The 21,121-nt window shown below is 72.7% G+C and carries 25 protein-coding genes; 9 read left to right on the forward strand and 16 right to left on the reverse strand.

Translation table 11 applies throughout. The annotated features are described in order from the left end of the window. Nucleotides 1-32 precede the first annotated feature (32 nt). Nucleotides 33-173: a DUF8834 family protein gene (locus ABZ312_RS14005; protein WP_086020735.1), complete on the forward strand. Its 141-nt coding sequence runs from the start codon at nucleotides 33-35 to the stop codon at nucleotides 171-173. A 107-nt stretch (nucleotides 174-280) separates the two neighbouring features. Here ABZ312_RS14005 and ABZ312_RS14010 read toward each other — a convergent pair whose 3' ends face one another. The 4 genes from ABZ312_RS14010 to ABZ312_RS14025 form a co-directional block, all read right to left on the reverse strand. Then, entirely contained in the window at nucleotides 281-895 is a 615-nt protein-coding gene (locus ABZ312_RS14010; protein ID WP_499513801.1) for a MarC family protein, read from the reverse strand. A 35-nt stretch (nucleotides 896-930) separates the two neighbouring features. Beyond that, nucleotides 931-1,800 carry a PHP domain-containing protein gene (locus ABZ312_RS14015; protein ID WP_500437716.1) on the reverse strand — a complete coding sequence of 290 codons (870 nt, stop codon included), beginning with the start codon at nucleotides 1,798-1,800 and terminating at the stop codon, nucleotides 931-933. A gap of 82 nt (nucleotides 1,801-1,882) precedes the next feature. Continuing rightward, nucleotides 1,883-2,521 (reverse strand): DUF6758 family protein, encoded by a 639-nt coding sequence (locus tag ABZ312_RS14020; RefSeq protein WP_500327976.1) that lies wholly within the window; start codon nucleotides 2,519-2,521, stop codon nucleotides 1,883-1,885. A 163-nt stretch (nucleotides 2,522-2,684) separates the two neighbouring features. Beyond that, nucleotides 2,685-3,275: a suppressor of fused domain protein gene (locus ABZ312_RS14025; RefSeq protein ID WP_500327977.1), complete on the reverse strand. Its 591-nt coding sequence runs from the start codon at nucleotides 3,273-3,275 to the stop codon at nucleotides 2,685-2,687. 441 nt (nucleotides 3,276-3,716) lie between these two features. Here ABZ312_RS14025 and ABZ312_RS14030 point away from each other — a divergent pair, with 441 nt between their 5' ends. Further along, entirely contained in the window at nucleotides 3,717-4,832 is a 1,116-nt protein-coding gene (locus tag ABZ312_RS14030) for a magnesium and cobalt transport protein CorA (protein WP_499513797.1), read from the forward strand. An 11-nt stretch (nucleotides 4,833-4,843) separates the two neighbouring features. Here ABZ312_RS14030 and ABZ312_RS14035 read toward each other — a convergent pair whose 3' ends face one another. Continuing rightward, nucleotides 4,844-5,788 (reverse strand): DMT family transporter, encoded by a 945-nt coding sequence (locus ABZ312_RS14035; protein ID WP_500327979.1) that lies wholly within the window; start codon nucleotides 5,786-5,788, stop codon nucleotides 4,844-4,846. A gap of 136 nt (nucleotides 5,789-5,924) precedes the next feature. Here ABZ312_RS14035 and ABZ312_RS14040 point away from each other — a divergent pair, with 136 nt between their 5' ends. Next, nucleotides 5,925-6,452: a hypothetical protein gene (locus ABZ312_RS14040; protein ID WP_500437718.1), complete on the forward strand. Its 528-nt coding sequence runs from the start codon at nucleotides 5,925-5,927 to the stop codon at nucleotides 6,450-6,452. Nucleotides 6,453-6,461: 9 nt separating this feature from the next. Here the strand turns inward: ABZ312_RS14040 and ABZ312_RS14045 are convergent, their stop codons facing one another. Further along, nucleotides 6,462-7,163 (reverse strand): hypothetical protein, encoded by a 702-nt coding sequence (locus tag ABZ312_RS14045; protein ID WP_500437720.1) that lies wholly within the window; start codon nucleotides 7,161-7,163, stop codon nucleotides 6,462-6,464. 173 nt (nucleotides 7,164-7,336) lie between these two features. Here ABZ312_RS14045 and ABZ312_RS14050 point away from each other — a divergent pair, with 173 nt between their 5' ends. From ABZ312_RS14050 to ABZ312_RS14060, 3 genes are all read left to right on the forward strand, one after another. Further along, on the forward strand, nucleotides 7,337-8,596 hold the full coding sequence (locus ABZ312_RS14050) for a magnesium transporter MgtE N-terminal domain-containing protein (protein ID WP_500327982.1): 1,260 nt from the start codon (nucleotides 7,337-7,339) through the stop codon (nucleotides 8,594-8,596). Next, a complete protein-coding gene (locus ABZ312_RS14055) occupies nucleotides 8,560-9,087 on the forward strand; it encodes a DUF1003 domain-containing protein (RefSeq protein WP_499516935.1) in 528 nt (175 codons plus the stop codon). Before ABZ312_RS14050 ends, ABZ312_RS14055 begins: the two co-directional genes overlap by 37 nt. A gap of 79 nt (nucleotides 9,088-9,166) precedes the next feature. After that, entirely contained in the window at nucleotides 9,167-10,324 is a 1,158-nt protein-coding gene (locus ABZ312_RS14060) for an Mrp/NBP35 family ATP-binding protein (RefSeq protein ID WP_500327984.1), read from the forward strand. A gap of 89 nt (nucleotides 10,325-10,413) precedes the next feature. On the opposite strand, the gene ABZ312_RS14065 is transcribed toward ABZ312_RS14060, so the two are convergent. The 5 genes from ABZ312_RS14065 to sigE form a co-directional block, all read right to left on the reverse strand. Then, on the reverse strand, nucleotides 10,414-11,025 hold the full coding sequence (locus ABZ312_RS14065) for a hypothetical protein (protein ID WP_499513791.1): 612 nt from the start codon (nucleotides 11,023-11,025) through the stop codon (nucleotides 10,414-10,416). A 78-nt stretch (nucleotides 11,026-11,103) separates the two neighbouring features. After that, nucleotides 11,104-11,541: a sec-independent translocase gene (locus tag ABZ312_RS14070; RefSeq protein ID WP_500327985.1), complete on the reverse strand. Its 438-nt coding sequence runs from the start codon at nucleotides 11,539-11,541 to the stop codon at nucleotides 11,104-11,106. Nucleotides 11,542-11,674: 133 nt separating this feature from the next. Then, the gene (locus ABZ312_RS14075) at nucleotides 11,675-13,171 is read right to left on the reverse strand and encodes a S1C family serine protease (protein ID WP_500327987.1); all 1,497 of its coding nucleotides are present in this window, start codon (nucleotides 13,169-13,171) and stop codon (nucleotides 11,675-11,677) included. Nucleotides 13,172-13,240: 69 nt separating this feature from the next. Then, nucleotides 13,241-14,206, reverse strand: coding sequence for an anti-sigma factor family protein (locus tag ABZ312_RS14080; RefSeq protein ID WP_500327988.1), 966 nt, complete (start codon nucleotides 14,204-14,206; stop codon nucleotides 13,241-13,243). After that, complete coding sequence (gene sigE / locus ABZ312_RS14085) at nucleotides 14,203-14,979, reverse strand: RNA polymerase sigma factor SigE (RefSeq protein WP_500327989.1); 777 nt, start codon at nucleotides 14,977-14,979, stop codon at nucleotides 14,203-14,205. The genes ABZ312_RS14080 and sigE overlap by 4 nt, the downstream gene beginning before the upstream one ends. A gap of 135 nt (nucleotides 14,980-15,114) precedes the next feature. Between sigE and ABZ312_RS14090 the strand changes: the two genes are divergently transcribed. Continuing rightward, nucleotides 15,115-15,780 (forward strand): O-methyltransferase, encoded by a 666-nt coding sequence (locus tag ABZ312_RS14090; protein WP_499516934.1) that lies wholly within the window; start codon nucleotides 15,115-15,117, stop codon nucleotides 15,778-15,780. A gap of 109 nt (nucleotides 15,781-15,889) precedes the next feature. Here the strand turns inward: ABZ312_RS14090 and ABZ312_RS14095 are convergent, their stop codons facing one another. Continuing rightward, nucleotides 15,890-16,057 (reverse strand): DUF3117 domain-containing protein, encoded by a 168-nt coding sequence (locus ABZ312_RS14095; protein ID WP_018561471.1) that lies wholly within the window; start codon nucleotides 16,055-16,057, stop codon nucleotides 15,890-15,892. Nucleotides 16,058-16,319: 262 nt separating this feature from the next. Here ABZ312_RS14095 and chcB point away from each other — a divergent pair, with 262 nt between their 5' ends. Further along, entirely contained in the window at nucleotides 16,320-17,111 is a 792-nt protein-coding gene (gene chcB, locus ABZ312_RS14100; protein ID WP_500328046.1) for a 2-cyclohexenylcarbonyl CoA isomerase, read from the forward strand. Between the two features lie 37 nt (nucleotides 17,112-17,148). Here the strand turns inward: chcB and ABZ312_RS14105 are convergent, their stop codons facing one another. Together ABZ312_RS14105 and ABZ312_RS14110 are read right to left on the reverse strand one after the other, a co-directional pair. Continuing rightward, nucleotides 17,149-17,739 (reverse strand): DNA-3-methyladenine glycosylase I, encoded by a 591-nt coding sequence (locus ABZ312_RS14105; protein WP_499513786.1) that lies wholly within the window; start codon nucleotides 17,737-17,739, stop codon nucleotides 17,149-17,151. Next, nucleotides 17,736-18,116 (reverse strand): cell division protein DivIVA, encoded by a 381-nt coding sequence (locus tag ABZ312_RS14110; protein WP_499513785.1) that lies wholly within the window; start codon nucleotides 18,114-18,116, stop codon nucleotides 17,736-17,738. Before ABZ312_RS14110 ends, ABZ312_RS14105 begins: the two co-directional genes overlap by 4 nt. Nucleotides 18,117-18,239: 123 nt before the next feature. On the opposite strand from ABZ312_RS14110, the gene folP reads away from it, so the two are divergent. Beyond that, the gene (gene folP / locus ABZ312_RS14115) at nucleotides 18,240-19,100 is read left to right on the forward strand and encodes a dihydropteroate synthase (protein WP_499513784.1); all 861 of its coding nucleotides are present in this window, start codon (nucleotides 18,240-18,242) and stop codon (nucleotides 19,098-19,100) included. A 10-nt stretch (nucleotides 19,101-19,110) separates the two neighbouring features. On the opposite strand, the gene ABZ312_RS14120 is transcribed toward folP, so the two are convergent. Beyond that, nucleotides 19,111-19,908, reverse strand: a complete 798-nt coding sequence (locus tag ABZ312_RS14120) for an LOG family protein (RefSeq protein ID WP_500327991.1) — start codon at nucleotides 19,906-19,908, stop codon at nucleotides 19,111-19,113. Nucleotides 19,909-19,989: 81 nt separating this feature from the next. Further along, entirely contained in the window at nucleotides 19,990-21,057 is a 1,068-nt protein-coding gene (gene dapE / locus ABZ312_RS14125; RefSeq protein WP_500356702.1) for a succinyl-diaminopimelate desuccinylase, read from the reverse strand. Nucleotides 21,058-21,121: the final 64 nt, after the last annotated feature.

Here is a 21,121-nt window from a genome sequence, read left to right on the forward strand (position 1 = left end):
GTGCCCGGACGAAGGGAGAAGCCGTGAACACCATGCGCTTCGAGATCATGCGCCTCAACGACCAGGACGGTCGTGCCGTCGACTGCACGGTCGTGGACGCCGCCTCCGTCGACCAGATCGTCCAGCAGGCCGCCGCGATCGGCCAGCGCATCTACATCCGCCCGGCCCAGTAAGGCCCCGTCACCCCGGCGTGGCCGCACGGCCGGACGCCATGAACGCGAAGGGCCCCGTGCACCACGGTACGGGGCCCTCGTCGCGTCCGGATTCCGCCGACGGTCCGTCAGCCCTCGCCGCGGATGAAGCCGAAGACCCCGTTGGCGATCTGCTGCACCGCGATCGCGGAGAGCAGCATGCCGGAGAGCCGGGTGACCAGCACCACACCGCCGTCCTTGATCAGACGGATGATCACCAGCGAGTAACGCATCGTCAGCCAGAGCACCACGTGCATCGCGACGATGGCGACCCACACCGACAGCTGCTGCCCGAACCCGTGCGCGCGCTGCACCGCGAGGATCACCGTCACGATCGCGCCCGGCCCGGCGAGCAGCGGCATGCCGAGCGGCACCAGCGCGACGTTGACGTCCTTGGTCTGGGTGGGCTCGTCCGCCTTGCCGGTGAGCAGGTCGAGGGCGATGAGCAGCAGGAGCAGACCGCCGGCGATCATCAGGGCCGGCACCGAGACGTGCAGGTAGTCCAGGATCTGCTGGCCGCAGATGCCGAAGACGGTGATGACGCCCAGCGCGACGGTGGCGGCCTGCCAGGCCATGCGGCGCTGGACCTTGGCCGCGCGGCCGGAGGTGAGGGCGAGGAAGATCGGGGTGATCCCGGGCGGGTCCATGATCACGAAGAGCGTGACGAAGACCGACCCGAACAGGGTGAGGGAGAACAGATCCATGGGCCTTGCGAAGGGTTGCGGGGGTGGGTGGGGGTTCAGGGACGGGTGAGGGGCGCCGCGCCGGTGGCCCGGCGGACGAGCTCCCGGTAGACCTCGGGGTCGGTGGTGTACTCACCGAGCCGGACGGTCTTGCGGGTGCCGTGGTAGTCGCTGGACCCGGTGGGGAGCAGTCCAAGCTCCGCGGCGAGGGCGCGCAGGTGGGCACGGGCCGGCTCGTCGTGGTCCATGTGGTCCACCTCGATGCCGTCGAGCCCGGCCGCGGCCAGGTCGTGGATGACGCCCTCGGGCACGCAGGTGCCGCGCTTGACGGCGGCGGGATGGGCGAAGACCGTCACCCCGCCCGCGTTCTTGACGAGCCGAATCGCCTCGAAGGGGTCGAGTTCGTGCTTCTCGACGTAGGCGCGCCCGCCCGGCCCTATCCACTCGGGCGTGAACGCCTCGGCGATGCTGTCCACCAGTCCCGCCTCGATCAGCGCCTGGGCGATGTGCGGCCGGCCCACGGCACCGTCGCCGGCGATCTCGGCGACGCGGTCCCAGGTCACCGGCACCCCGTGCTCGCGGAGCCGGGCGACCATGGCCATGGCGCGGGGCACCCGGTCGTCGCGCACGAGCTCGCGCTCCCGGTGGAGCTCCGGTTCCTGCGGGTCGAAGAGGTAGGCGAGCATGTGCAGGCCCACCCCGTCGATGCGGCAGGAGAGTTCGGCCCCGGTGACCAGGACCGGCGCCGCTGCGCCCGCGGCGTGCAGTTCGGCCAGCGCCTTCTCGGCCTCGGCGTAGCCGCCGACCGTGTCGTGGTCGGTCAGGGCGACGACGTCCAGTCCGGCCGCGGCCGCGGCCCGGACCAGCTGAGCGGGGGTGTCCGTGCCGTCGGAGGCCGTGGAGTGGGTGTGCAGATCGATTCGCACGCAGGTCACTCCAGGCGCTCGGTGCTCGGACGGATTCAGGGGTTGTGATTACCAGGATAACTGCCCGGACAACCTGTGAATCTCAGGAGAGCAGGCGAGGGGAGAGCGCCCCGCACGGTACGAGATCGACTTCGGCGCCGGCCTCGCGCAGATCGGTCAGTATCAGCTCGTCGTACATGAGCAGGCCCGACTCCTCCGGCCACACGACCGCCCAGAGCCAGAGCCCGAACGACTCGCCCGCGAAGACCGCGCGGTCCGGTGGCGTGCCGTTCACATGCCACAGGCCGGTCGGCCTCCCGGCCGCGATCACCTTGGCGGCCGGTGGCTTGCCGATGCACATCGCCGGACCGGGGTCCGGCCCCGGGATCCCGGCGAACCTCGCCCCGAGCCCGACCCCGAGCTCCTCCGCCACCAGCACCATCTCGCCCTGCCCGCCGAGCGGCCCCGGACCCGAGCACGCCACCGCCGTGGCCCGTCCGCCGCTGCGGTCGTCCCCCGCGGACGCGACGCCGGTGAACAGCCAGCCCACCGGCAGCGGCCAGGGCATCCACACCGGGACGCGCGACCGGCTCACGACCACGCCGAGGGCTTCCACGCTCGGTGGCACGACAGGCTGCAACGGATACACGGCGCCGTGCTCGTCGCACTGCCAGGAGTCGGCGAAGAGCCCGGGCGCTCGGACCCGGCCACCGCACTTCGGGCAACTGGGTTCGCCCCTCATAACGCCCCACGGTCCTCCGGCGGCGTGCCCGCGTCAAGGACGATCACCCGTCCGAGTTCGACGCGTGGCGTCGCCGCACGGCACACCTCCCCCGCTGGTCACACCTGTCGCCCGGCGGTGGTCCCTCGGGGACCGCTGAGGGGGCGTCACCGACCGCCGGGGCTCAGTCCGTCAGCGGGACCGCCGCGCGCTGCGGGTCGCGCAGGTCGGTGCCCGCCTGCAGCCAGCGCTCCTGGAGCGCCCCGGCGCCGCGCACCCGCTTCCAGGCGGCCTCGTTCGCCGTCATCGGCAGGAGCGGGAAGAAGCGGACCGGGTCCATCGGGTCGTCGAGTTCCAGGTCCTCCACCAGACCACCGGGCTCGGCGACCAGGACGGCCGAGAACGCCGCCCCGGGCCACAGCGGTTCGCTCACGTCCAGCGAGTTCCCCGGCGCGACGACGACGCCCTCGACCTGGGGGCTGGCGGCCAGTACGGCGAGCGGCCGCAGGACCTTGTCCGTGTCGGCGCCGCGCCCGCCGCGCAGGGTCAGCACGAGCTCCGCGCGCGGGCCGCGCACCGGGTCCGCGACGACGGTGACGGGGTCGTTCATCGGTGCGCGCGACATGCCCAGGGTGACGTACCGCAGCAGCTCACCCTCGCGGAAGCGCAGCACCTCGATCCGTTCGGTGCCCAGGAAGGTGACCGCGGCGCGGGCGTCCGGCTCACCGAAGGCCATGTGCAGCCGCGCCTCAACGAGCCCCAGTACGTCGACCATGAAGTGAGCATAGAGCGCGTATGGAACGTGCAAAGCCGCGGCTTCGCGCAGGAGGCGCCTGATAAGGTGGGCCGTCGGCTACGCCGGTAGAGGCGTGCCATTTTCCCCCAGCGGGGATCGGCCGGAGGAGGTGGGGCTGCAATGGATCCTAGTCGACCGTGCAGTACTGGCAGCTCTTCCGCCCGGCAACCCTCCTGATCCCCCGCGTTCCGTACCCGGTCACCCGGGCGTGAAACCAAAGAACCACGGAACCGACGGGGATTCTCGAATTCTCCACGAGCACGAGCACGAGCGCGTGACGGCGCCGCGTGTCCGCTCGAACGGCCTGCCCGGGTCCGCCCTGCCGCCTCCGGAAGAGCTCCCTGAACTGCGCAGTGATCAACGGTGATCACCCTGCCCTGATCCGCATTTCAGCCCGGCCAGTCCGTGAAGGAGCTTGCCATGTCGATGATCCGCGACCTGCGCGCGGTCGTCCGCCCCGCCCTGCGCAAGAGCAGCACGTCATACGACTACGGCCCGGACCGCTCCCGCACCTCGTCCGCCGTGCCCAGCTCGGTCGTGGACTGCGCCGTCTACCGGGACGGCCGCCGCGGCAGCGACCACATCTCGCCGCGCGAGGCCCTGGAGAAGGTGCGCGGCGGCAACGAGGGCTTCGTCTGGATCGGCCTGCACGAGCCGTCGGAGCGGGAGTTCGCGGAGATCGCCGAGGTGTTCGGACTGCACCCGCTGGCCGTGGAGGACGCCGTCCACGCCCACCAGCGTCCGAAGCTGGAGCGCTACGACGACACGCTCTTCATGGTCTTCAAGACCATCCGCTACGTCGAGCACGCCGAACTCACCGCCACCAGCGAGGTGGTGGAGAGCGGCGAGGTGATGGTCTTCACCGGCCGGCACTTCGTCATCACCGTCCGGCACGGCGGCCACGGCTCGCTGCGCGCCCTGCGGCACCGCCTGGAGGACGACCCCGAGCTGCTCGCCAAGGGCCCCTCCGCCGTGCTGCACGCCATCGCCGACCAGGTCGTGGACGACTACCTGGCGGTCAGCGAGGCCGTGCAGGACGACATCGACGAGGTCGAGATCGACGTCTTCTCCGCCCAGGGCAAGTCCCCGCGGGCCACCGACGCGGGGCGCATCTACCAGCTCAAGCGCGAGGTGCTGGAGTTCAAGCGGGCGGTGTCCCCGCTGCTGCGCCCGATGCAGATGCTCAGCGAGCGGCCGATGCGCGTGGTGGACCCGGAGATCCAGAAGTACTTCCGGGACGTCGCCGACCACGTCGCCCGCGTCCACGAGATGGTGGTCGGCTTCGACGACCTGCTCAACTCCATCCTGCAGGCCAACCTCGCCCAGGCGGCCGTCGCGCAGAACGAGGACATGCGCAAGATCACCTCATGGGCGGCGATCATCGCGGTCCCGACCATGATCTGCGGCGTGTACGGCATGAACTTCGAGCACATGCCGGAACTCCACTGGCGGTACGGCTATCCGATGGTGCTGGTCGCGATCGGCGGGATCTGCCTCGCCATCCACCGCATCCTGCGCCGCAACGGCTGGCTGTAGGCCCGAGCCGGCTAGGCCTTCCTGCGGTCCGCCAGGATCACCAGGGCCAGCCCGGCGAGGATCACCGCGAGCGCCGGGTAGGCCGCCACGGGCGGGGTCTGGCCCAGCCAGACCGCCGCCACCAGGGCGGCGCCCGGCGTCTCCAGCAGGATCGCCGTGGACGTGGTCGACGCCCCGAGCCCGCGCACCACGCGGTTGAGCAGGCTGTGGCCGAGCAGTTGCGCGGCCACGGTCAGGGCGACGAGCTTCGCCCAGGTGCCGCCGTCGTAACCGCCGAGCGCCGAGCCCGAGGCCAGGCAGACGGCCAGCAGGGCCACGGCCGTGGTGGAGTAGCAGACGTAGGTGTACGCGGTCGTGCTGACGGTCCGTCGCACCTCCGCGCCGAGCAGGACGTACCCCGCCGCCGCGATGCCGCCGCCCAGCGCCAGGGCGTCCCCGACCAGGGCGCGCGGTGACAGCGACAGGTCGACGCCGGTCAGCAGGACCACGCCGGCGACCGCCAGCGCGGAGCCCAGCCACACCATCCGCGGCGGCCGGTGGCCGCGCATGAACAGGATCAGGGTGGTCCACACCGGCGTCGTCGTGCCCAGCGCCGTCGAGGACGCGACCGAGGTCATGGTCAGGCTCGGCAGCCACAGCCCGAAGTGCAGCGCCAGCACCAGGCCGGACGCGATCGACAGCCAGAACGCCCGGCGGCCCATCCCCCGCAGTTCCCGCCGGTGCCGCAGCCAGGCGAACGGGCTCAGCACGCCCACGGCCATGGCGTTCCGCCAGAAGGCGATGGCCAGCGCGGGCGCGGCGGTGGCGGCGATCAGCGGCGCGGACAGGGAGACGCCGGCGATGGCGACGGCCAGGAGCGCGAAGTCCAGTGGCGGCTTCCCGTGCGGGGCTGCGCCGGAGTCGGTGTCCGCCTTCGGTACGGCGGGCGTGGTGCTGGCGGACGGCGCGGCGGACACGCGGTGGCTCCTCGGGGCACGGTGGGACGGTGGCCTCCTTAGCGTAAGGCCCGTCCGGGCCCCGAGCTCCTGTCGTCTCACCATGTGTGCGGCACCACGGCGGCGGCCCGCACGGCCCACGCCATAGGCTGGGCGCATGACGGACACCGTGACGCAGCCGCAGCTGGACCAGGCCCTGATCGAGGAGGCCGTGAAGAAGTCCGGTCTGCTGTGGGCCGACGGTCAGGCCCTGTGGCACGCCTGGGTCGACGGTGCCGTGGTGGTCGTCGGCGGCGGCCCCGGCGAGCAGCCGCTGCCCGGGCCCGGACTCACCGACGGCGGCACCGCCACGGTCACCGTCCGCAGCAAGGACAAGGGCGGCCGGCTGGTCGTCTTCCCGGTCCGGGTCACCGAGCTGCGCCCGGACGGCGAGGCGTGGACGGCCGCGGTGGAGGAGCTCAAGGGCAAGCGGCTGAACGCGCCGGACGCGGAGACGATGACCGGACGCTGGGCCCGCGAGTGCCGCGTGCTGCGCCTGGAGCCCGCTGGCGAGCCCCTGGAGCGCCCCGGCGCGATGACGGACGCCAGTGGCGCGGCGGCCCCGGTGCCGACGGCCGCGACCACCCGCCACCCGATCCCGGCCGGTCTGCCGAAGCTGCTGCTGCGGCGCCGCAAGAGGGCCTGAGCCCCGGGCCTACTGCGTCACGGCCTTGCCGTAGTCGACGACGTCGTCCTCGTCCGGCGCGCGCAGCGTGAAGTCCTTGCCCCAGTCGGCCATGGTCAGGGTGCCGGCGCCGCCCGCGCGTTCGTAGCGCAGCGGGTACGGCTTGCCCTCCAGGGACACGTCGATCGTGCCGCCGTTGCCGCCGTCCGCGGTGACCGCGATGGTGCGGACGCCGCCGACCGAGCGGTGGTCCCCGACGGCGAGCTCGCCGTGCAGGACGAACAGGCCCTCCAGCAGCACCTCCTTGTCGGTGAAGCCGCTGAACTGGTCGTACGTGGGGTCCCCGGCGGGCACCTTGACGTACTTGTTCTTGAGCTTGGCGCCGACCTGGTCGCCGTAGAAGCCGGCGCCCGCCTTGAGGTAGAGGTCGTCGCCCACCCGCAGCAGTTCGTAGGTGCTGCCGTCGGAGGTGACCTCGCCGAGGCCTCCGTTGCCGCGCAGCCGCATGTCGAGCGTGTAGGTACGCCCCTTGCTGATGACGGTGCCGGACAACCGCACCGTGTCGGCCGCGGCGGCGGCGGTGCGGGCGCGCTTCTCGATGGTCCCGGGCGGCAGCTTGCCGACACCGTTGGTCCCCGCGTCCGGATCGCCCGCGCACCCTGTCGCTCCGGCGAACACCAGGACCGCGCCCAGAAGGCTCACGAGGACGGCTGACCTGCGGCCGGGGATCACGTGTTCTCTTCCTCCTGCAGTTGTACGCACCCGTCACACGAGGGCGGCGGCGAAGCGGAGCCGAAGCTACCGCAGCGTACCGCTGGCCGGGTGAACGGCTGTGAACGCGGTGCGAAGCCCCCGTGGAGCATTACCGCGCGCCCGGGGGGCGGGGGCGGCGTTAGCCTGGCGGCATGCCAGCGGGAACCTCCCGGGTCTTCGTCTCGCACCTCTCCGGGGTGCGGGTCTTCGATCCCAACGGCGACCAGGTCGGCCGGGTCCGGGACGTGGTCGTGATGCTGCGGGTCGGGGGCCGGCCGCCGCGTGTGCTGGGCCTGGTGGTGGAGGTCGTCAGCCGGCGCCGGATCTTCCTGCCGATCACGCGGGTGACGGGCGTGGAGTCCGGTCAGGTGATCACCACGGGTGTCGTCAACATGCAGCGCTTCGAACAGCGCCCGACCGAGACCCTGGTCCTCGGCGAGCTGCTTGACCAGCGGGTGACGCTGGTCGAGACCGGCGAGGACGTGACCGTGCTGGACGTGTCCATGGTGCGCCTCGCGGCGCGCCGCGACTGGGAGATCGACAAGGCCTTCGTGCGCCGCGGCAAGGGCGGCCCGCTGCGGCGCAGCGGAGAGACGCTGACCGTGGTGTGGTCCGCGGTCACCGGCTTCGCGCTGGACGAGCACGCGCAGGGCGCGGAGGCGCTGCTCGCCACCTTCGACCAGCTGCGCGCGGCCGACCTGGCGAACGTCCTGCACCACCTGTCGCCCAAGCGCCGCGCCGAGGTCGCCGCGGCCCTCGACGACGACCGCCTCGCCGACGTTCTGGAGGAGCTGCCGGACGACGACCAGGTGGAGATCCTCGGCAAGCTCGAGGAGGAGCGGGCCGCCGACGTGCTGGAGGCGATGGACCCGGACGACGCCGCCGACCTGCTGGCCGAACTGCCGAAGGAGGAGCAGGAGCGGCTGCTGGGACTGATGGAGCCGCACGAGGCGGCCGACATGCGCCGGCTGATGTCGTACGAGGAGCGCACCGCCGGCGGTCTGATGACCACGGAGCCGATCGTGCTGCGCCCCGACGCCACCGTCGCCGACGCCCTGGCGCGGGTCCGCAACCCGGACCTGTCCCCCGCGCTCGCCGCCCAGGTGTACGTCTGCCGGCCGCCGGACGAGACCCCGACCGGCAAGTACCTGGGCACGGTGCACTTCCAGCGGCTGCTGCGCGACCCCCCGTTCACCCTGGTCAGCGCGCTCCTCGACAGCGACCTGCAACCACTGTCGCCGGACACCCCGCTGCCGGCGGTCACCAGCTTCCTCGCGACGTACAACATGGTGTCCGTGCCGGTCGTCGACGACAGCGGATCGCTGCTGGGCGCCGTCACCGTCGACGACGTCCTGGACCACCTGCTGCCGGAGGACTGGCGCGAGACGGAGCTGCACGAGGCGGCGCAGTGAGCGACGAGCGCCCCCGCGTCCGCCTCGACCAGCCGCGGGTACCGCGGATCAGCTTCCTGCCCTCCTACGACCCGGAGGCGTTCGGGCGGCTGTCGGAGAAGATCGCCCGCTTCCTGGGGACCGGGCGGTTCATCGTCTGGATGACGGTGGTGATCATCGCGTGGGTGGCGTGGAACGCGCTGGCGCCCCGCCACCTGCGCTGGGACTCGTACCCGTTCATCTTCCTCACCCTGATGCTGTCGCTTCAGGCCTCCTACGCCGCCCCGCTGATCCTGCTGGCGCAGAACCGGCAGGACGACCGCGACCGGGTCAACCTGGAGCAGGACCGCAAGGCGAACGACCGCAGCATCGCCGACACCGAGTACCTGACCCGCGAGGTGGCCGCGCTGCGGCTCGGCCTGGGAGAGGTCGCCACACGCGACTGGATCCGCTCCGAACTGCAGGAGCTGCTGAAGGACATCGACCAGCGGCAGCGTGCCGAGGCGGAGTGACCGCCGGGGGCGTCCCGCTGCCGTGTGAACCCGCCCACCGGGGGTCCTGCGGGCACGGTGCGGGACGTACCATCGACGCATGGCTACCGAAGCGTACGGCTCCTCCCCTTCGCCCGACGCGGTGCGCGCCGCGCTCGCGACGGTGAACGACCCCGAGATCCACAAGCCGATCACCGACCTCGGCATGGTCAAGTCGGTCGACATCGCGGACGACGGCGCGGTGCGGGTCGGCGTGTACCTGACGGTGTCGGGCTGCCCGCTGCGGGACACCATCACCAACCTGGTGACCACCGCCGTGTCGAAGGTCGCCGGGGTCACCGCGGTGACCGTCGAACTGGACGTGATGAGCGACGAGCAGCGCCGCGAGCTGACCACCTCGCTGCGCGGCGGGCAGGCGGAGCGGGAGATCCCCTTCGCCCAGCCCGGCTCGCTGACCCGGGTGTACGCGGTAGCCTCCGGCAAGGGCGGCGTCGGCAAGTCCTCGGTGACGGTGAACCTGGCCGCCGCGATGGCCGCCGACGGCCTCAAGGTCGGTGTGGTCGACGCCGACATCTACGGCCACAGCGTGCCGCGGATGCTGGGCGCGGACGGCCGTCCGACCCAGGTCGAGAACATGATCATGCCGCCCTCAGCCAACGGTGTGAAGGTCATCTCCATCGGCATGTTCACCCCGGGCAACGCCCCGGTCGTGTGGCGCGGACCGATGCTCCACCGGGCGCTGCAGCAGTTCCTGGCCGACGTGTACTGGGGCGACCTGGACGTGCTGCTGCTCGACCTGCCGCCCGGCACGGGCGACATCGCGATCTCCGTCGCGCAGCTGGTCCCGAACGCCGAGATCCTCGTGGTCACCACGCCCCAGCAGGCGGCGGCCGAGGTCGCCGAGCGGGCGGGCACCATCGCCGTGCAGACCCACCAGAAGATCGTCGGCGTCATCGAGAACATGTCCGGGCTGCCCTGCCCGCACTGCGGCGAGATGGTCGACGTCTTCGGCAGCGGCGGCGGCGAGCGGGTCGCCGAGGGCCTGACCCGCACCACCGGCGCGACCGTGCCGGTGCTCGGCCAGATCCCCATCGACGTGCGGCTGCGCGAGGGCGGCGACGACGGCCGCCCGGTCGTCCTGACCGACCCGCAGTCCCCGGCCGGCTCGGCGCTGCGGGCCATCGCGGGCAAGCTGGGCGGGCGTCAGCGCGGACTGGCCGGCATGTCGCTGGGCATCACGCCGCGCAACAAGTTCTGAACCGGCGGGCCGGCCGCGACCGGCCCGCCGAACGGCTCAGGGGCGCCCTCCCGGTCCGGGAGGGCGCCCCTGAGCCGTTGCTCACGGCCTCACGGCCGGTACGTGGTGATGTCCTTCACCTGGGCCAGGCCGAGGCCGTAGGCGCTCATCCCGCGCCCGAAGGCACCCAGGTGCACCCCGCGCGCCGATCCGGCCATCACCCAGCCGTACTCCGACTCCCGGTAGTGGAACGGCGTGGGGACGCCGTCCACCGGCAGGCTGAGCGCCGACCAGTCGGGGCCCTCGAGGTTGTCCGCGAGGTCCCAGGCGATGGCGGTCTGCTGGTCGAGCCAGTTCTGCCGCAGGTGCCGCTCCATCTGGGTGGGCCAGGTGCAGGTCAGCAGTCCGGAACCCGCCAGCCAGGCCGCCGAGGCGACCGAGGTGGCGTCCAGCACGCCGGTGCCGTCCGAGCTGCGCCGGACCGGGCGGTCGGCGACCGTGACGACCACCACGAAGCGGCGGTGGTCGGGGGTGGGCTCGACCTTGACCGACGGTTCGTCGCCGTGGCCGGTGGAGCCGTGCTCGACCGTGCCGTCGGCGCTCATGCCGACCGGGGCGAGCCAGCGGTCGCCGGTGAACGCCTCGTCCAGTCCGTACCAGGTGAAGTCGGCCTTGAGATAGCCGCCGGTCGTACGATCCGCCGGATCAGCTGTGGTCTCCATACGCGCGGCGCCTCCTCCATAAGGGCAAACAAAGGGAGAATAGCCACTCGCGCTACGTGATCGGGGCAGGCCCCTGCATCAGGTGGCGTCGGAGTCGAACGGCGGGGCCTCGCCGGGCGTCAGGCCGTCGCGCTTGCGCAGCCGGTCCGGGGTGCCCGGGGAGCCCGCGGCGGAACCCGAGCCGCCGCTGTCGCGGCCGTGCACGGCGTCGGTGACCGCCGACATCTCCTCCTTGAAGTCGAATCCGTTGCGGATCTCCTTCAGGCCCAGCTCGTCGTTGTCCAGCAGCTGCTTCCGGACGAAGTTCTTCGGGTGCAGGTCCTCGAATTCGAAGTCCTTGAACTCCGGGCCCAGCTCGCTGCGGATGTCCGCCTTCGCGCTGTCGGAGAACTCCCGCACCTTGCGGACGAACTGCATCACGTCCTTGATGACCTTGGGCAGCTTGTCCGGCCCGAACACGAGCACGGCAAGGATCACGAGCGCGACGACCTCCAGCGCGCCTATGTCTGAAAACACCGTGCAGCTCCTCGTGGTCCTCGGCCGGCGGACGGAATCCGGCGGATCTCACCGTACCTGCCCCAACCGTCCGCACGGGAGTGGGCAGGGTCAACAGTAGGTCGCGCCCCGGTAAATCCCGAATGCGCCGTGCTCAGTTCCCGCTGGCCGAGCCCAGGGTCAGCTCCATGGCGCGCTGCTTGCCGTCCCGCTTCACGGTGAGCTGCAGCGTGTCGCCGGGCCGGTGGGCGCGGATCCGCACGATCAGCTCCTCGCCGTTGTGCACCCGCTTGCCGTCGATGGCGGTGATCACATCACCGGGTTCGATGCCCGCCTTGGCGCCGGGGCCGTTCGGGGTCACCGAGTCCCCCTCGCCCTGGCCCTCGGGGCTGACCTGGGCGCCGTCGCCGGAGTACTGCAGGTTGATGCTGACGCCGATCACCGGGTGGGTGGCCTTGCCGTCGTTGATCAGCTGCTCGGCCACCCGCTTGGCCTGGTTGACCGGGATGGCGAAGCCGAGGCCGATGCTCCCGCCCTGGGTGCTGTTGCCGAAGGGGTCGGAGCCGCTGTCCGCCGAGCGGATGGCGCTGTTGATCCCGATGACCAGGCCCTTGGCGTCCACCAGCGGACCGCCGGAGTTGCCGGGGTTGATCGGGGCGTCGGTCTGGATGGCGTCGACGTAGCTGACGTCGCTGCTGTTGGTCTCCCCGCCCGCGGTGATCGGGCGCTGCGTGGCGCTGATGATGCCGGAGGTGACGGTGCCCTCGAGACCGTACGGGGCGCCGATGGCGACGACCGGGTCGCCGACCTGGGCGGCGTCGGAGTCGCCGAGGGTCAGCGGGTGGAGCCCCTTCACCCCGCTGACCTTGATGACCGCCAGGTCGTAGCCGGTGTCCCGGCCCACGATCGTGGCGGGCTTCACCTGGCCGCCGTTGAAGGTCACCGAGATGGTGCCGCTCTTGGCGACGCTCTCCACCACGTGGTTGTTGGTGAGGATGTGGCCCTCACCGTCCAGCACGAACCCGGTGCCGGTGCCCTCACCGGCGTCGCCCTTGACGTGGATGTAGACGACGCCGGGCAGGACCTGGGCCGCGATGCCCGCGATGCTGTCCGGGGCGCGGGTGCCGGCCTCCGCGGTGGCCTGCGGCAGGGTGACCTCCGGCGTGCCGCCGCTGTCGTGCACGTAGGCGCCCAGCGCCCCGCCGACGCCTCCGGCGATCAGGGTGACGGCGATCAGGGCGGCCGCCAGCGGGGCGCGCCGGCTCCCCGTGCGCCGGGCGGTCGGCTGCTGCCCCGTGGAGCCGCCCGGGGGCGCCCAGGGGTCGTAGCGGTGCCACTGGCCGACGGACAGCGGTGCCGGGGGTCCGGGCGGGCCGCTCGGCGGCGGGGGCGGGGGCGCGGGCTGGTGCGGCGGTGGCGCCGCGCCGGCGGGAGGTTGTACGGGCGGCGCGGGCGCGAAGGGGCCGGGTTCGCCGTACGGCGGGGTGTCGTACGGGTCCGGGGTGTGCCGGGGGGCCGCTCCGGCGGGGGGCCCTGCGGGTGCGTCGGGGACCGTGTCCGGGGCGGGCCGGTCCCGCGGCTCAGGGGGAACCGGCGCGACCGTCTCCGGCCGGCTCCACCACTTCGGCCCTTCGGCCTTCCCCTCGTCCACGGTGCTCCCCTACGACGACCAGTCCTCCCTGGATTGAACCAGGAGTCGGCGCCGCCCGCAGCCGACCGCTCAGCGGGTCACGGGGAAGTGGCCGACCAGGGGGACGACCGAGTCGAACGGAACGGGCACGGCCGGCGAGGCCGTCGCGCCGCTCGACGAGGCGGGCGAAGCGGAGGGACTCGCGGTCGCCGGCGGGGCCAGGGCGGGTGCCGGGGTGACCCCCGGGACCGCGGACGCGGCCGAGCCGGTGACCGACCGGTCGTCGCCGGACAGACCCAGCGGCCGGGTGACGGTGCCGGCGGGCACCCGGCCGTCCGTGCCGACGCCGAACGGATGCATGCCGCGGGAGTCGGGGTGCAGCAGGTCGCTGGTGGCCGTGCTCCACACGTCGGCCGCCGCGCGGGCGGTCGCGCCGCTGAACGGCGTCGCGGGGGCGCCCGGGCCGCTGCGGGAGAGCGGGGTGCCGCCGGCTCCGTCGACCGCGGCGTCCAGCGGCAGCGCGCCGCCGAGCGCGATGGCCGCCATGGAGACCGCGCCCGCCGCGGCGAAGGCGAACCGGCGCCGGCCGCGGGCCGCTGCGGCGGACGAAGCGGGGCCGACGGGCGCGACCGCCGCGCCGGAGCGGCCGCTCTCGTGGATCCGGAAGCCGCGCGACGCGGACGCGGACAGGGGAAGCGAGAACTCCTCGCGCGCCTTCCCGAACAGACCGCCGCCGAGGCGCTCACCGCCGAGGCTGGCCGTCTCCATCAGTCCGCCGTCCCCGAAGGGCCCTCTTCCGCCGTCCCCGTCACCCCCGGGCAGCTCCTGGAGGCGGGCGAGCAGGCCTGCGGAGAGGGCGGGCGGCGCCGAGGCGGCGACCACGTCCTTCATCCGGCGCTGCTCGTCGGCAGCGGCCTTGCAGTCGGGGCAGGTCGCCAGGTGCGCGAGCACCCGGTCGCGGGCGTCGTCGTGCAGCTCGCCGTCGACGAAGGCGGCGAGGTGGTCGCCCAAGTGCTGGTCGGCACACGTGAGATGCCGGCTGACACCGCTGCTCACGTGCTCCCGCCCTCCAGGGCCGGCCGGCCGGTGGCCAGGACGGGCGCGCGGCCCGCACGGGCGGCCGGCGCACGGTGCTCCAGCGCCTTGCGCAGGTGCGAACGACCGCGGTGGATACGGCTGCGCACGGTGCCCAGCTTCACGCCGAGCGTCGCGGCGATCTCCTCGTAGGACAGTCCCTCGATGTCACAGAGCACGACGGCCGCACGGAACTCCGGGGCGAGGGTGTCCAGCGCCTGCTGGATGTCCGCGTCGAAGTGGGTGTCGGCGAAGTGCTGCGCCGGGGACGGCTCGCGGCTCGGCAGCCGCTCCGCGGCGTCGTCGCCCAGGGCGTCGAAGCGGATGCGCTGACGGCGGCGAACCATGTCGAGGAAGAGGTTGGTGGTGATGCGGTGCAGCCAGCCCTCGAAGGTGCCGGGGGTGTACGTCGACAGCGAGCGGAAGACGCGGACGAAGACCTCCTGGGTGAGGTCCTCGGCGTCGTGCTGGTTGCCGGTGAGACGGTACGCCAGGCGGTAGACCCGGGCACTGTGCGTACTGACGATCTCCTCCCACGAAGGGGGGGTCCACGCCTGGTTGTCCCCGTCGGTGGCGAAGGTCGCGTTGGCGGCCACAGTCACGGACTCGTCGTTGCGCGGACGGTCGTCAGCTGTATCGGTCACGGATTTCGGCTCGCCGGCCGACCTGCGGAAGCGCGACAGCACTCCCCGGTGACCCGCCGCAGCCGCACCTCCCCTGTCGGCTCTGGTGGTGTCCAGTAGAGCCCCTACCATAGCCACCTCGCCCGTTAGCTCCGGATAAGTGCCGGGCGCATCGCTCCCGGCCCTGACGTTCAGGTCCGTCGCAGGTACCAACGAGCGGTCCCATCTGCGGGTTCCCGACCGCAACGGATACAGTCGCCAGGCGGGCTGCAACCGTCAGGCGGACAGGAGAGGGCAATTACCGGCAACCGGCAGGCGAGCTGGGCGTTCGCGGACGCTTTCGTCGCCGAGGACGACGCGCTGATACGAGCCCGCGGGCGAGCTCGTGAGGCAGGCGTGCGCCCCGTCTCCCCCGGCACCGGCGCGGCACTGCGACTGCTGGCCGCCGCCACGGACGCCAAGGCGGTGGTGGAGATCGGCACCGGCACCGGGGTCTCCGGCATCCACCTGCTGCAGGGCATGCGCCCCGACGGCGTGCTGACCACCGTCGACACCGAACCGGACCGCCAGCAGCACGCCCGCACCGCCTACCGGGAGGCGGGGTTCGCGGGGAACCGCGCCCGCTTCATCCCCGGCCGGGCGCTGGACGTCCTCCCCCGGCTCGCCGACGGCGGCTACGACCTGGTGTTCTGCGACGGGGACCGGCTGGAGTACCCGGACTACCTGGGCGAATCGTTGCGCCTGCTGCGCCCCGGGGGGCTGGTCTGCTTCGAGGGGGCCTTCGCGCAGGGCCGGTCCATGGACGCCGCCCACTCCGAACCGGAGGTCATCCGGCTGCGCGAACTGATGCGGACGGTACGGGACAACGCGGCCCTCGCCCCCGTCCTGCTGCCGACCGACGACGGCCTGCTCTGCGCGGTACGGCGCGGCTGACAATTTCCCCGCCCGGAATGCACCTGTTTCCGGAGCGGCGCGCAAACGGACAAACAAGTGGGCCCCCGGCGCATGCCGCCAGGGGCCCAAGGCTTGGATTGGCCGGTTGTCAGGCGATGGCCTTCTTCAAAGCCTCGCCGAGTGCATCCGCCTCGTCCGGAGTCAGCTCGACGACAAGCCGTCCGCCGCCCTCGAGCGGAACGCGCATGATGATGCTCCGCCCCTCCTTGGTCACCTCGAGCGGGCCATCACCCGTCCGCGGCTTCATGGCCGCCATGCTCGTTCCCCTTCCTGAAACCAGCTCTTCGCACACGGTGGCCCAGGCGCCACCGGACTCGAACACATTGGTTCTCGGCCATTATCCCGCATCGGGTGACCCGATGACCAACATCGGTTCCCATCCGTTCGAGAACCCGGTCCCGCAAAACCGTCCATTTCGGTGATCGCACTCTCGGCCGCGTTTGATGGGGGTCACATGTCCGTGCCCGGCGATCTCCGGCATGCTGGCCCCGAACGTGAGCCGCGACGAAGGGGACCACATGGCCGACACCGTGCTGTACGAGGTGAGTGACGGGCTCGCCACCATCACCCTGAACCGCCCCGAGGCGATGAACTCGCTGAACGTGGAGACCAAGGTCGCCCTGCGGGACGCCCTGGAGGCGGCGGGCGCCGACCCCGCGGTGCGGGCCGTGCTGCTGACCGCGAACGGCAAGGCCTTCTGCGTCGGCCAGGACCTCAAGGAGCACGTCGCGTTCCTCCAGCAGGAGGGCGGCGGGCCTGCCATGTCCACGGTGCGCGAGCACTACAACCCGATCGTCACCGCGATCGCCACCATGCCCAAGCCCGTCGTCGCCGGGGTCAACGGGGTCGCCGCAGGCGCGGGCGCCGGCTTCGCCTTCGCCTGCGACTACCGCGTGGTCGCCGACACCGCCGCCTTCAACACCTCCTTCGTCGGCGTCGCCCTGACCGCCGACTCCGGGGCCTCCTGGACGCTGCCCCGGCTGGTGGGCCGCAGCCGCGCCGCCGACCTGCTGCTCTTCCCGCGCACGATCAGCGCGCAGGAGGCCTTCGAGCTGGGCGTCGCCAACCGCCTGGTCCCGGCCGGCGAGCTGGCCGCCGAGGCCGCCTCGGTCGCCCGCACCCTCGCCGAGGGCCCGACGGTCGCCTACGCGGCGGTGAAGGCCTCCCTGGCGTACGGCGAGGGGCACTCGCTGGTCGACACGCTGGCCAAGGAGGACGAGCTGCAGACGGCCGCCGGCGCCTCCGAGGACCACCGGATCGCCGTCGACGCGTTCCTGAAGAAGGACAAGCCCCGCTTCCTCGGCCGCTGAGCCGCGGCGGGCGGGGCGGCCGGGACGGGCGGGACGCTCAGCGGCGGGCGCAGCAGTCGGCCAGGTGGTCGTCCACCAGGCCGCAGGCCTGCATCAGCGCGTAGGCCGTGGTGGGGCCGACGAAGCGGAAGCCGCGCTTCTTGAGGTCCTTGGCCAGCGCGGTGGACTCCGCCGTGACGGCCGGCACGTCCGCGACCGTGCGGGGTGCCGGGCGTCCGGCGGGGTCCGGCGCGTACGACCAGACCAGGGCGTCCAGACCGCCCTCGTGGGCCTCGCGCAGCGCCAGGGTGGCCTGCGCGTTGCCGATGGAGGCGTCGATCTTGGCGCGGTTGCGGATGATGCCGGTGTCGGCGAGGAGCCGCTCCCGGTCGTCGTCGGTGAAGGCGGCGACCGCCTCCGGGGAGAAGCCGGCGAAGGCCTTCCGGAAGCCCTCGCGGCGGCGCAGGATCGTGATCCAGGACAGGCCCGACTGGAAGGCCTCCAGGCACAGCCGCTCGAAGAGGGCCGCCTCGCCGTGCACCGGGCGCCCCCACTCGGTGTCGTGGTATTCGACGTAGTCGTCGGTGGACAGCCCCCACGGACAGCGGGCCAGGCCGTCCGGCCCGGTCACCACGCCGCCGTCGCTCACAGCCCGCTCCCGGGGGCGCGCGGGTCCTCGGGGGCCCGCGGGGCCTCGTCGGCGTCCTTGAGTAGCGAGTGGCCGCCGAGCCGGGTGGCGTGGGCGCCGGCCAGCGCGGCCTCCAGGTCGGCGATGTGGGCGTCGCGCTGGGCCAGTTCCGCGCCGAGGCGCTCCAGCACGTCGTCGACGTCCACCATGCGGTAACCGCGCACGGTCACCGGCAGGCGCAGCCGCTCGACGTCCGCGCGGCCCACCGGCCGCTGCGGCGGCAGCCGGTCCTCCACCCGGTCCGGCTCCACGTCACGGAGCACCCCGCCGTCGCCGAGCACCGCGAGGGCGACCGCGGCGACCACCGCGACCAACGCGATGAGCATGAACCAGAACAAGACCTCTCCCGGGGTCGGCCCGACGTGTACGCCACGATCGTGCCACGTCGCGCCGTGCGCGCGGTGTGCGGTCGGCGACTATCTTCGATCGGCGTACGACATTTCGAGGGAGGCAGGCGCGACATGCTGCGGCTGGGCACACGGGAATTCGGCGAGCACGAGCCCGTGATCATGGCGATCGTGAACCGGACGCCGGACTCGTTCTACGACCAGGGCGCCACGTTCACCGACGCACCGGCCCTCGAACGCGTCGGGCGCGCGGTCGCGGAGGGCGCCGCGATCATCGACGTCGGCGGGGTGAAGGCGGGCCCCGGCGAGGAGGTCTCGGCGCAGGAGGAGATCCGCAGGACCGCCGGTTTCGTCGCCGAGGTGCGCCGGCGCCACCCCGACGTGGTGATCAGCGTCGACACCTGGCGCCACGAGGTCGGCGAGGCGGTCTGCGAGGCCGGGGCGGACCTGCTCAACGACGCCTGGGGCGGCGTCGACCCCCGGCTCGCCGAGGTCGCCGCGAAGCACGGCGTCGGCCTGGTCTGCACCCACGCGGGCGGCGCGCTGCCGCGCACCCGGCCGCACCGGGTCGGCTACGAGGACGTGATGGCCGACATCCTGAAGGTGACGGTGGGCCTCGCGGAGCGGGCGGCCGCGCTCGGGGTGCGGCGGGACGCCATCCTCATCGACCCCGGCCACGACTTCGGGAAGAACACCCGGCACTCGCTGGAGGCGACCCGGCGGCTGCCGGAGATGACGGCCACCGGCTGGCCGGTGCTGGTCTCGCTGTCCAACAAGGACTTCGTGGGCGAGACCCTGGACCGCCCCGTCAAGGAGCGGCTGATCGGCACCCTGGCGACGACCGCCGTCTCGGCGTGGCTCGGCGCCCGGGTGTACCGGGTGCACGAGGTCGCCGAGACCCGTCAGGTGCTGGACATGGTGGCCTCGATCGCGGGACACCGGCCCCCGGCGGTCGCCCGGCGGGGGCTGGCGTAGGGGCCGCGGTTCAGTCGCCGGTCTCCTTGGTCACCAGGGCGACCGCCTCGTCGACGTCGTCCGTGACGTGGAGGAGTTCCAGGTCGACCGGGGACGCCTTGCCGCCGTCCACGACGGTGTCGCGGACCCAGTCGACCAGGCCGCGCCAGTAGGCGGAGCCGAACAGGACGATGGGGAACTGCGTGACCTTGCGGGTCTGGACCAGCGTGAGGGCCTCGAAGAGCTCGTCGAGGGTGCCGAAGCCGCCCGGCAGGACGATGAACCCGGAGGCGTACTTCACGAACATCGTCTTGCGGACGAAGAAGTAGCGGAAGTTCACGCCGATGTCGACGTAGGGGTTGAGCCCCTGCTCGAAGGGGAGCTCGATGCCCAGGCCCACCGAGACCCCGCCGGCCTCGCAGGCACCCCGGTTGGCCGCCTCCATGGCCCCGGGGCCGCCGCCGGTGATGACGGCGAAGCCCGCCTCGGCCAGGGCGCGGCCGATGCGGACGCCAATCTCGTAGTCGGCCGAGCCCTCCGCCATACGGGCGGACCCGAAGACGCTGACCGCCCTGCCGAGTTCGGCGAGCGCACCGAAGCCCTCGACGAACTCCGACTGGATGCGCATCACGCGCCACGGGTCGCCGTGCACCCAGTCCGAGGGTCCACGGGTGTCCAGCAGCCGCTGGTCGGTCGTCGACTTCTGCACCTGGCCCCGGCGTCGTACGACGGGACCGGTGTGGCGCTCGGGCCAGCCGCGCCCCGTGGGGCTGCTGCCCTCCGCCGCGGCTGTCTCGGCGGCGGACGCCTCCTCCGCGTCACTGTCCATGTCGCGCTCCTTTCGCTGCCGTCCGGTCAGGGTACGACCGCGTCCGCCGGGCGGATCAAGAACGCGCCGCTGAATTGCTCGTTACGACAGCCAGGCGCGCAGCTTCTCCTCCGCATCCAGGACGGCGGCGACGGCGACGTGCTCCTCGCGGGTGTGGGCGAGCCGGGGGTCGCCGGGGCCGTAGTTCACGGCCGGGACGCCCAGCGCGGAGAAGCGGGCCACGTCGGTCCAGGCCTCCTTGGGCGCGGGCTCGGTGCCGATGGCCTCGACGAAGGCGGCCGCCGCCGGGTGGGACAGGCCCGGCAGGGCGCCGGGGGCGCTGTCGGTCAGCCGCACCTCGTAGCCCTCGAAGACCTCGCGGACGTGGGCGAACGCCTCGGCCTCGGAACGGTCGGGGGCGAAGCGGAAGTTGACGATCACCGCGCAGGAGTCGGGGATCACGTTCCCGGCGTGACCGCCCTCGATCATGACGGCGTTGAGGCCCTCGCGGTAGGTGAGGCCGTCGACGACCGCCCGCCGCGGCTCGTAGGCGGCGAGCCGGGCCAGCACGGGCGCGGCCTTGTGGATGGCGTTCTCGCCCAGCCAACTGCGCGCGGAGTGGGCGCGACGGCCGGTGGTCTCCACCCGGAACCTCAAGGTGCCCTGGCAGCCGCCCTCGACCTTTGCGTCGGTGGGCTCCAGCAGGACGGCGAAGTCGCCGGCGAGCCACTGCGGGTGGTTCTCGGCGAGCCGCTTGAGGCCGTTGTGCTCCGCCGCGATCTCCTCGGCGTCGTAGAAGACGAAGGTCAGGTCGCGGTTGGGCTCGGTGAGGGTCGCGGCGAGCCGCAGCTGGACGGCGACCCCGGACTTCATGTCGGAGGTGCCGCAGCCCCACAGGACGCCGTCCTCGTCGAGGCGGGAGGGCACGTTCGCGGCGATCGGCACGGTGTCCAGGTGACCGGCGAGTACGACGCGCTCGGGCCGGCCGAGCCGTGTGCGGGCGACGACGGCGTCCCCGTCCCGGTCCACCGTGAGGTGGGGCAGGGCGCGCAGGGCGCTCTCCACGGCGTCCGCCAGCGGCTTCTCGGCGAGGCTGACGGAGGGGATGTCGACGAGCTGCGCCGTCACGGCGGCGGCGTCCTGACTGAGATCGAGCACGGGCCGTTCCATGCCGCCGACCCTACCGGGGGCCTGACGAGGCCACCGGCACAGCGGGCTTCGGTACGGTGTGCGC

It is taken from the genome of Streptomyces sp. NPDC006207, assembly GCF_040613835.1.
Classification (GTDB): domain Bacteria; phylum Actinomycetota; class Actinomycetes; order Streptomycetales; family Streptomycetaceae; genus Actinacidiphila.

Coding starts and splice junctions, on each gene's coding strand:
- ABZ312_RS14005 (WP_086020735.1), top strand. CDS start 33: ATGCGCTTCGAGATCATGCGCCTCAACGACCAGGACGGTCGTGCCGTC.
- ABZ312_RS14010 (WP_499513801.1), bottom strand. CDS start 895: ATGGATCTGTTCTCCCTCACCCTGTTCGGGTCGGTCTTCGTCACGCTC.
- ABZ312_RS14020 (WP_500327976.1), bottom strand. CDS start 2,521: ATGAGGGGCGAACCCAGTTGCCCGAAGTGCGGTGGCCGGGTCCGAGCG.
- ABZ312_RS14025 (WP_500327977.1), bottom strand. CDS start 3,275: ATGGTCGACGTACTGGGGCTCGTTGAGGCGCGGCTGCACATGGCCTTC.
- ABZ312_RS14030 (WP_499513797.1), top strand. CDS start 3,717: ATGTCGATGATCCGCGACCTGCGCGCGGTCGTCCGCCCCGCCCTGCGC.
- ABZ312_RS14040 (WP_500437718.1), top strand. CDS start 5,925: ATGACGGACACCGTGACGCAGCCGCAGCTGGACCAGGCCCTGATCGAG.
- ABZ312_RS14050 (WP_500327982.1), top strand. CDS start 7,337: ATGCCAGCGGGAACCTCCCGGGTCTTCGTCTCGCACCTCTCCGGGGTG.
- ABZ312_RS14060 (WP_500327984.1), top strand. CDS start 9,167: ATGGCTACCGAAGCGTACGGCTCCTCCCCTTCGCCCGACGCGGTGCGC.
- ABZ312_RS14065 (WP_499513791.1), bottom strand. CDS start 11,025: ATGGAGACCACAGCTGATCCGGCGGATCGTACGACCGGCGGCTATCTC.
- sigE (WP_500327989.1), bottom strand. CDS start 14,979: ATGGTAGGGGCTCTACTGGACACCACCAGAGCCGACAGGGGAGGTGCG.
- ABZ312_RS14095 (WP_018561471.1), bottom strand. CDS start 16,057: ATGGCGGCCATGAAGCCGCGGACGGGTGATGGCCCGCTCGAGGTGACC.
- chcB (WP_500328046.1), top strand. CDS start 16,320: ATGGCCGACACCGTGCTGTACGAGGTGAGTGACGGGCTCGCCACCATC.
- folP (WP_499513784.1), top strand. CDS start 18,240: ATGCTGCGGCTGGGCACACGGGAATTCGGCGAGCACGAGCCCGTGATC.
- ABZ312_RS14120 (WP_500327991.1), bottom strand. CDS start 19,908: ATGGACAGTGACGCGGAGGAGGCGTCCGCCGCCGAGACAGCCGCGGCG.
- dapE (WP_500356702.1), bottom strand. CDS start 21,057: ATGGAACGGCCCGTGCTCGATCTCAGTCAGGACGCCGCCGCCGTGACG.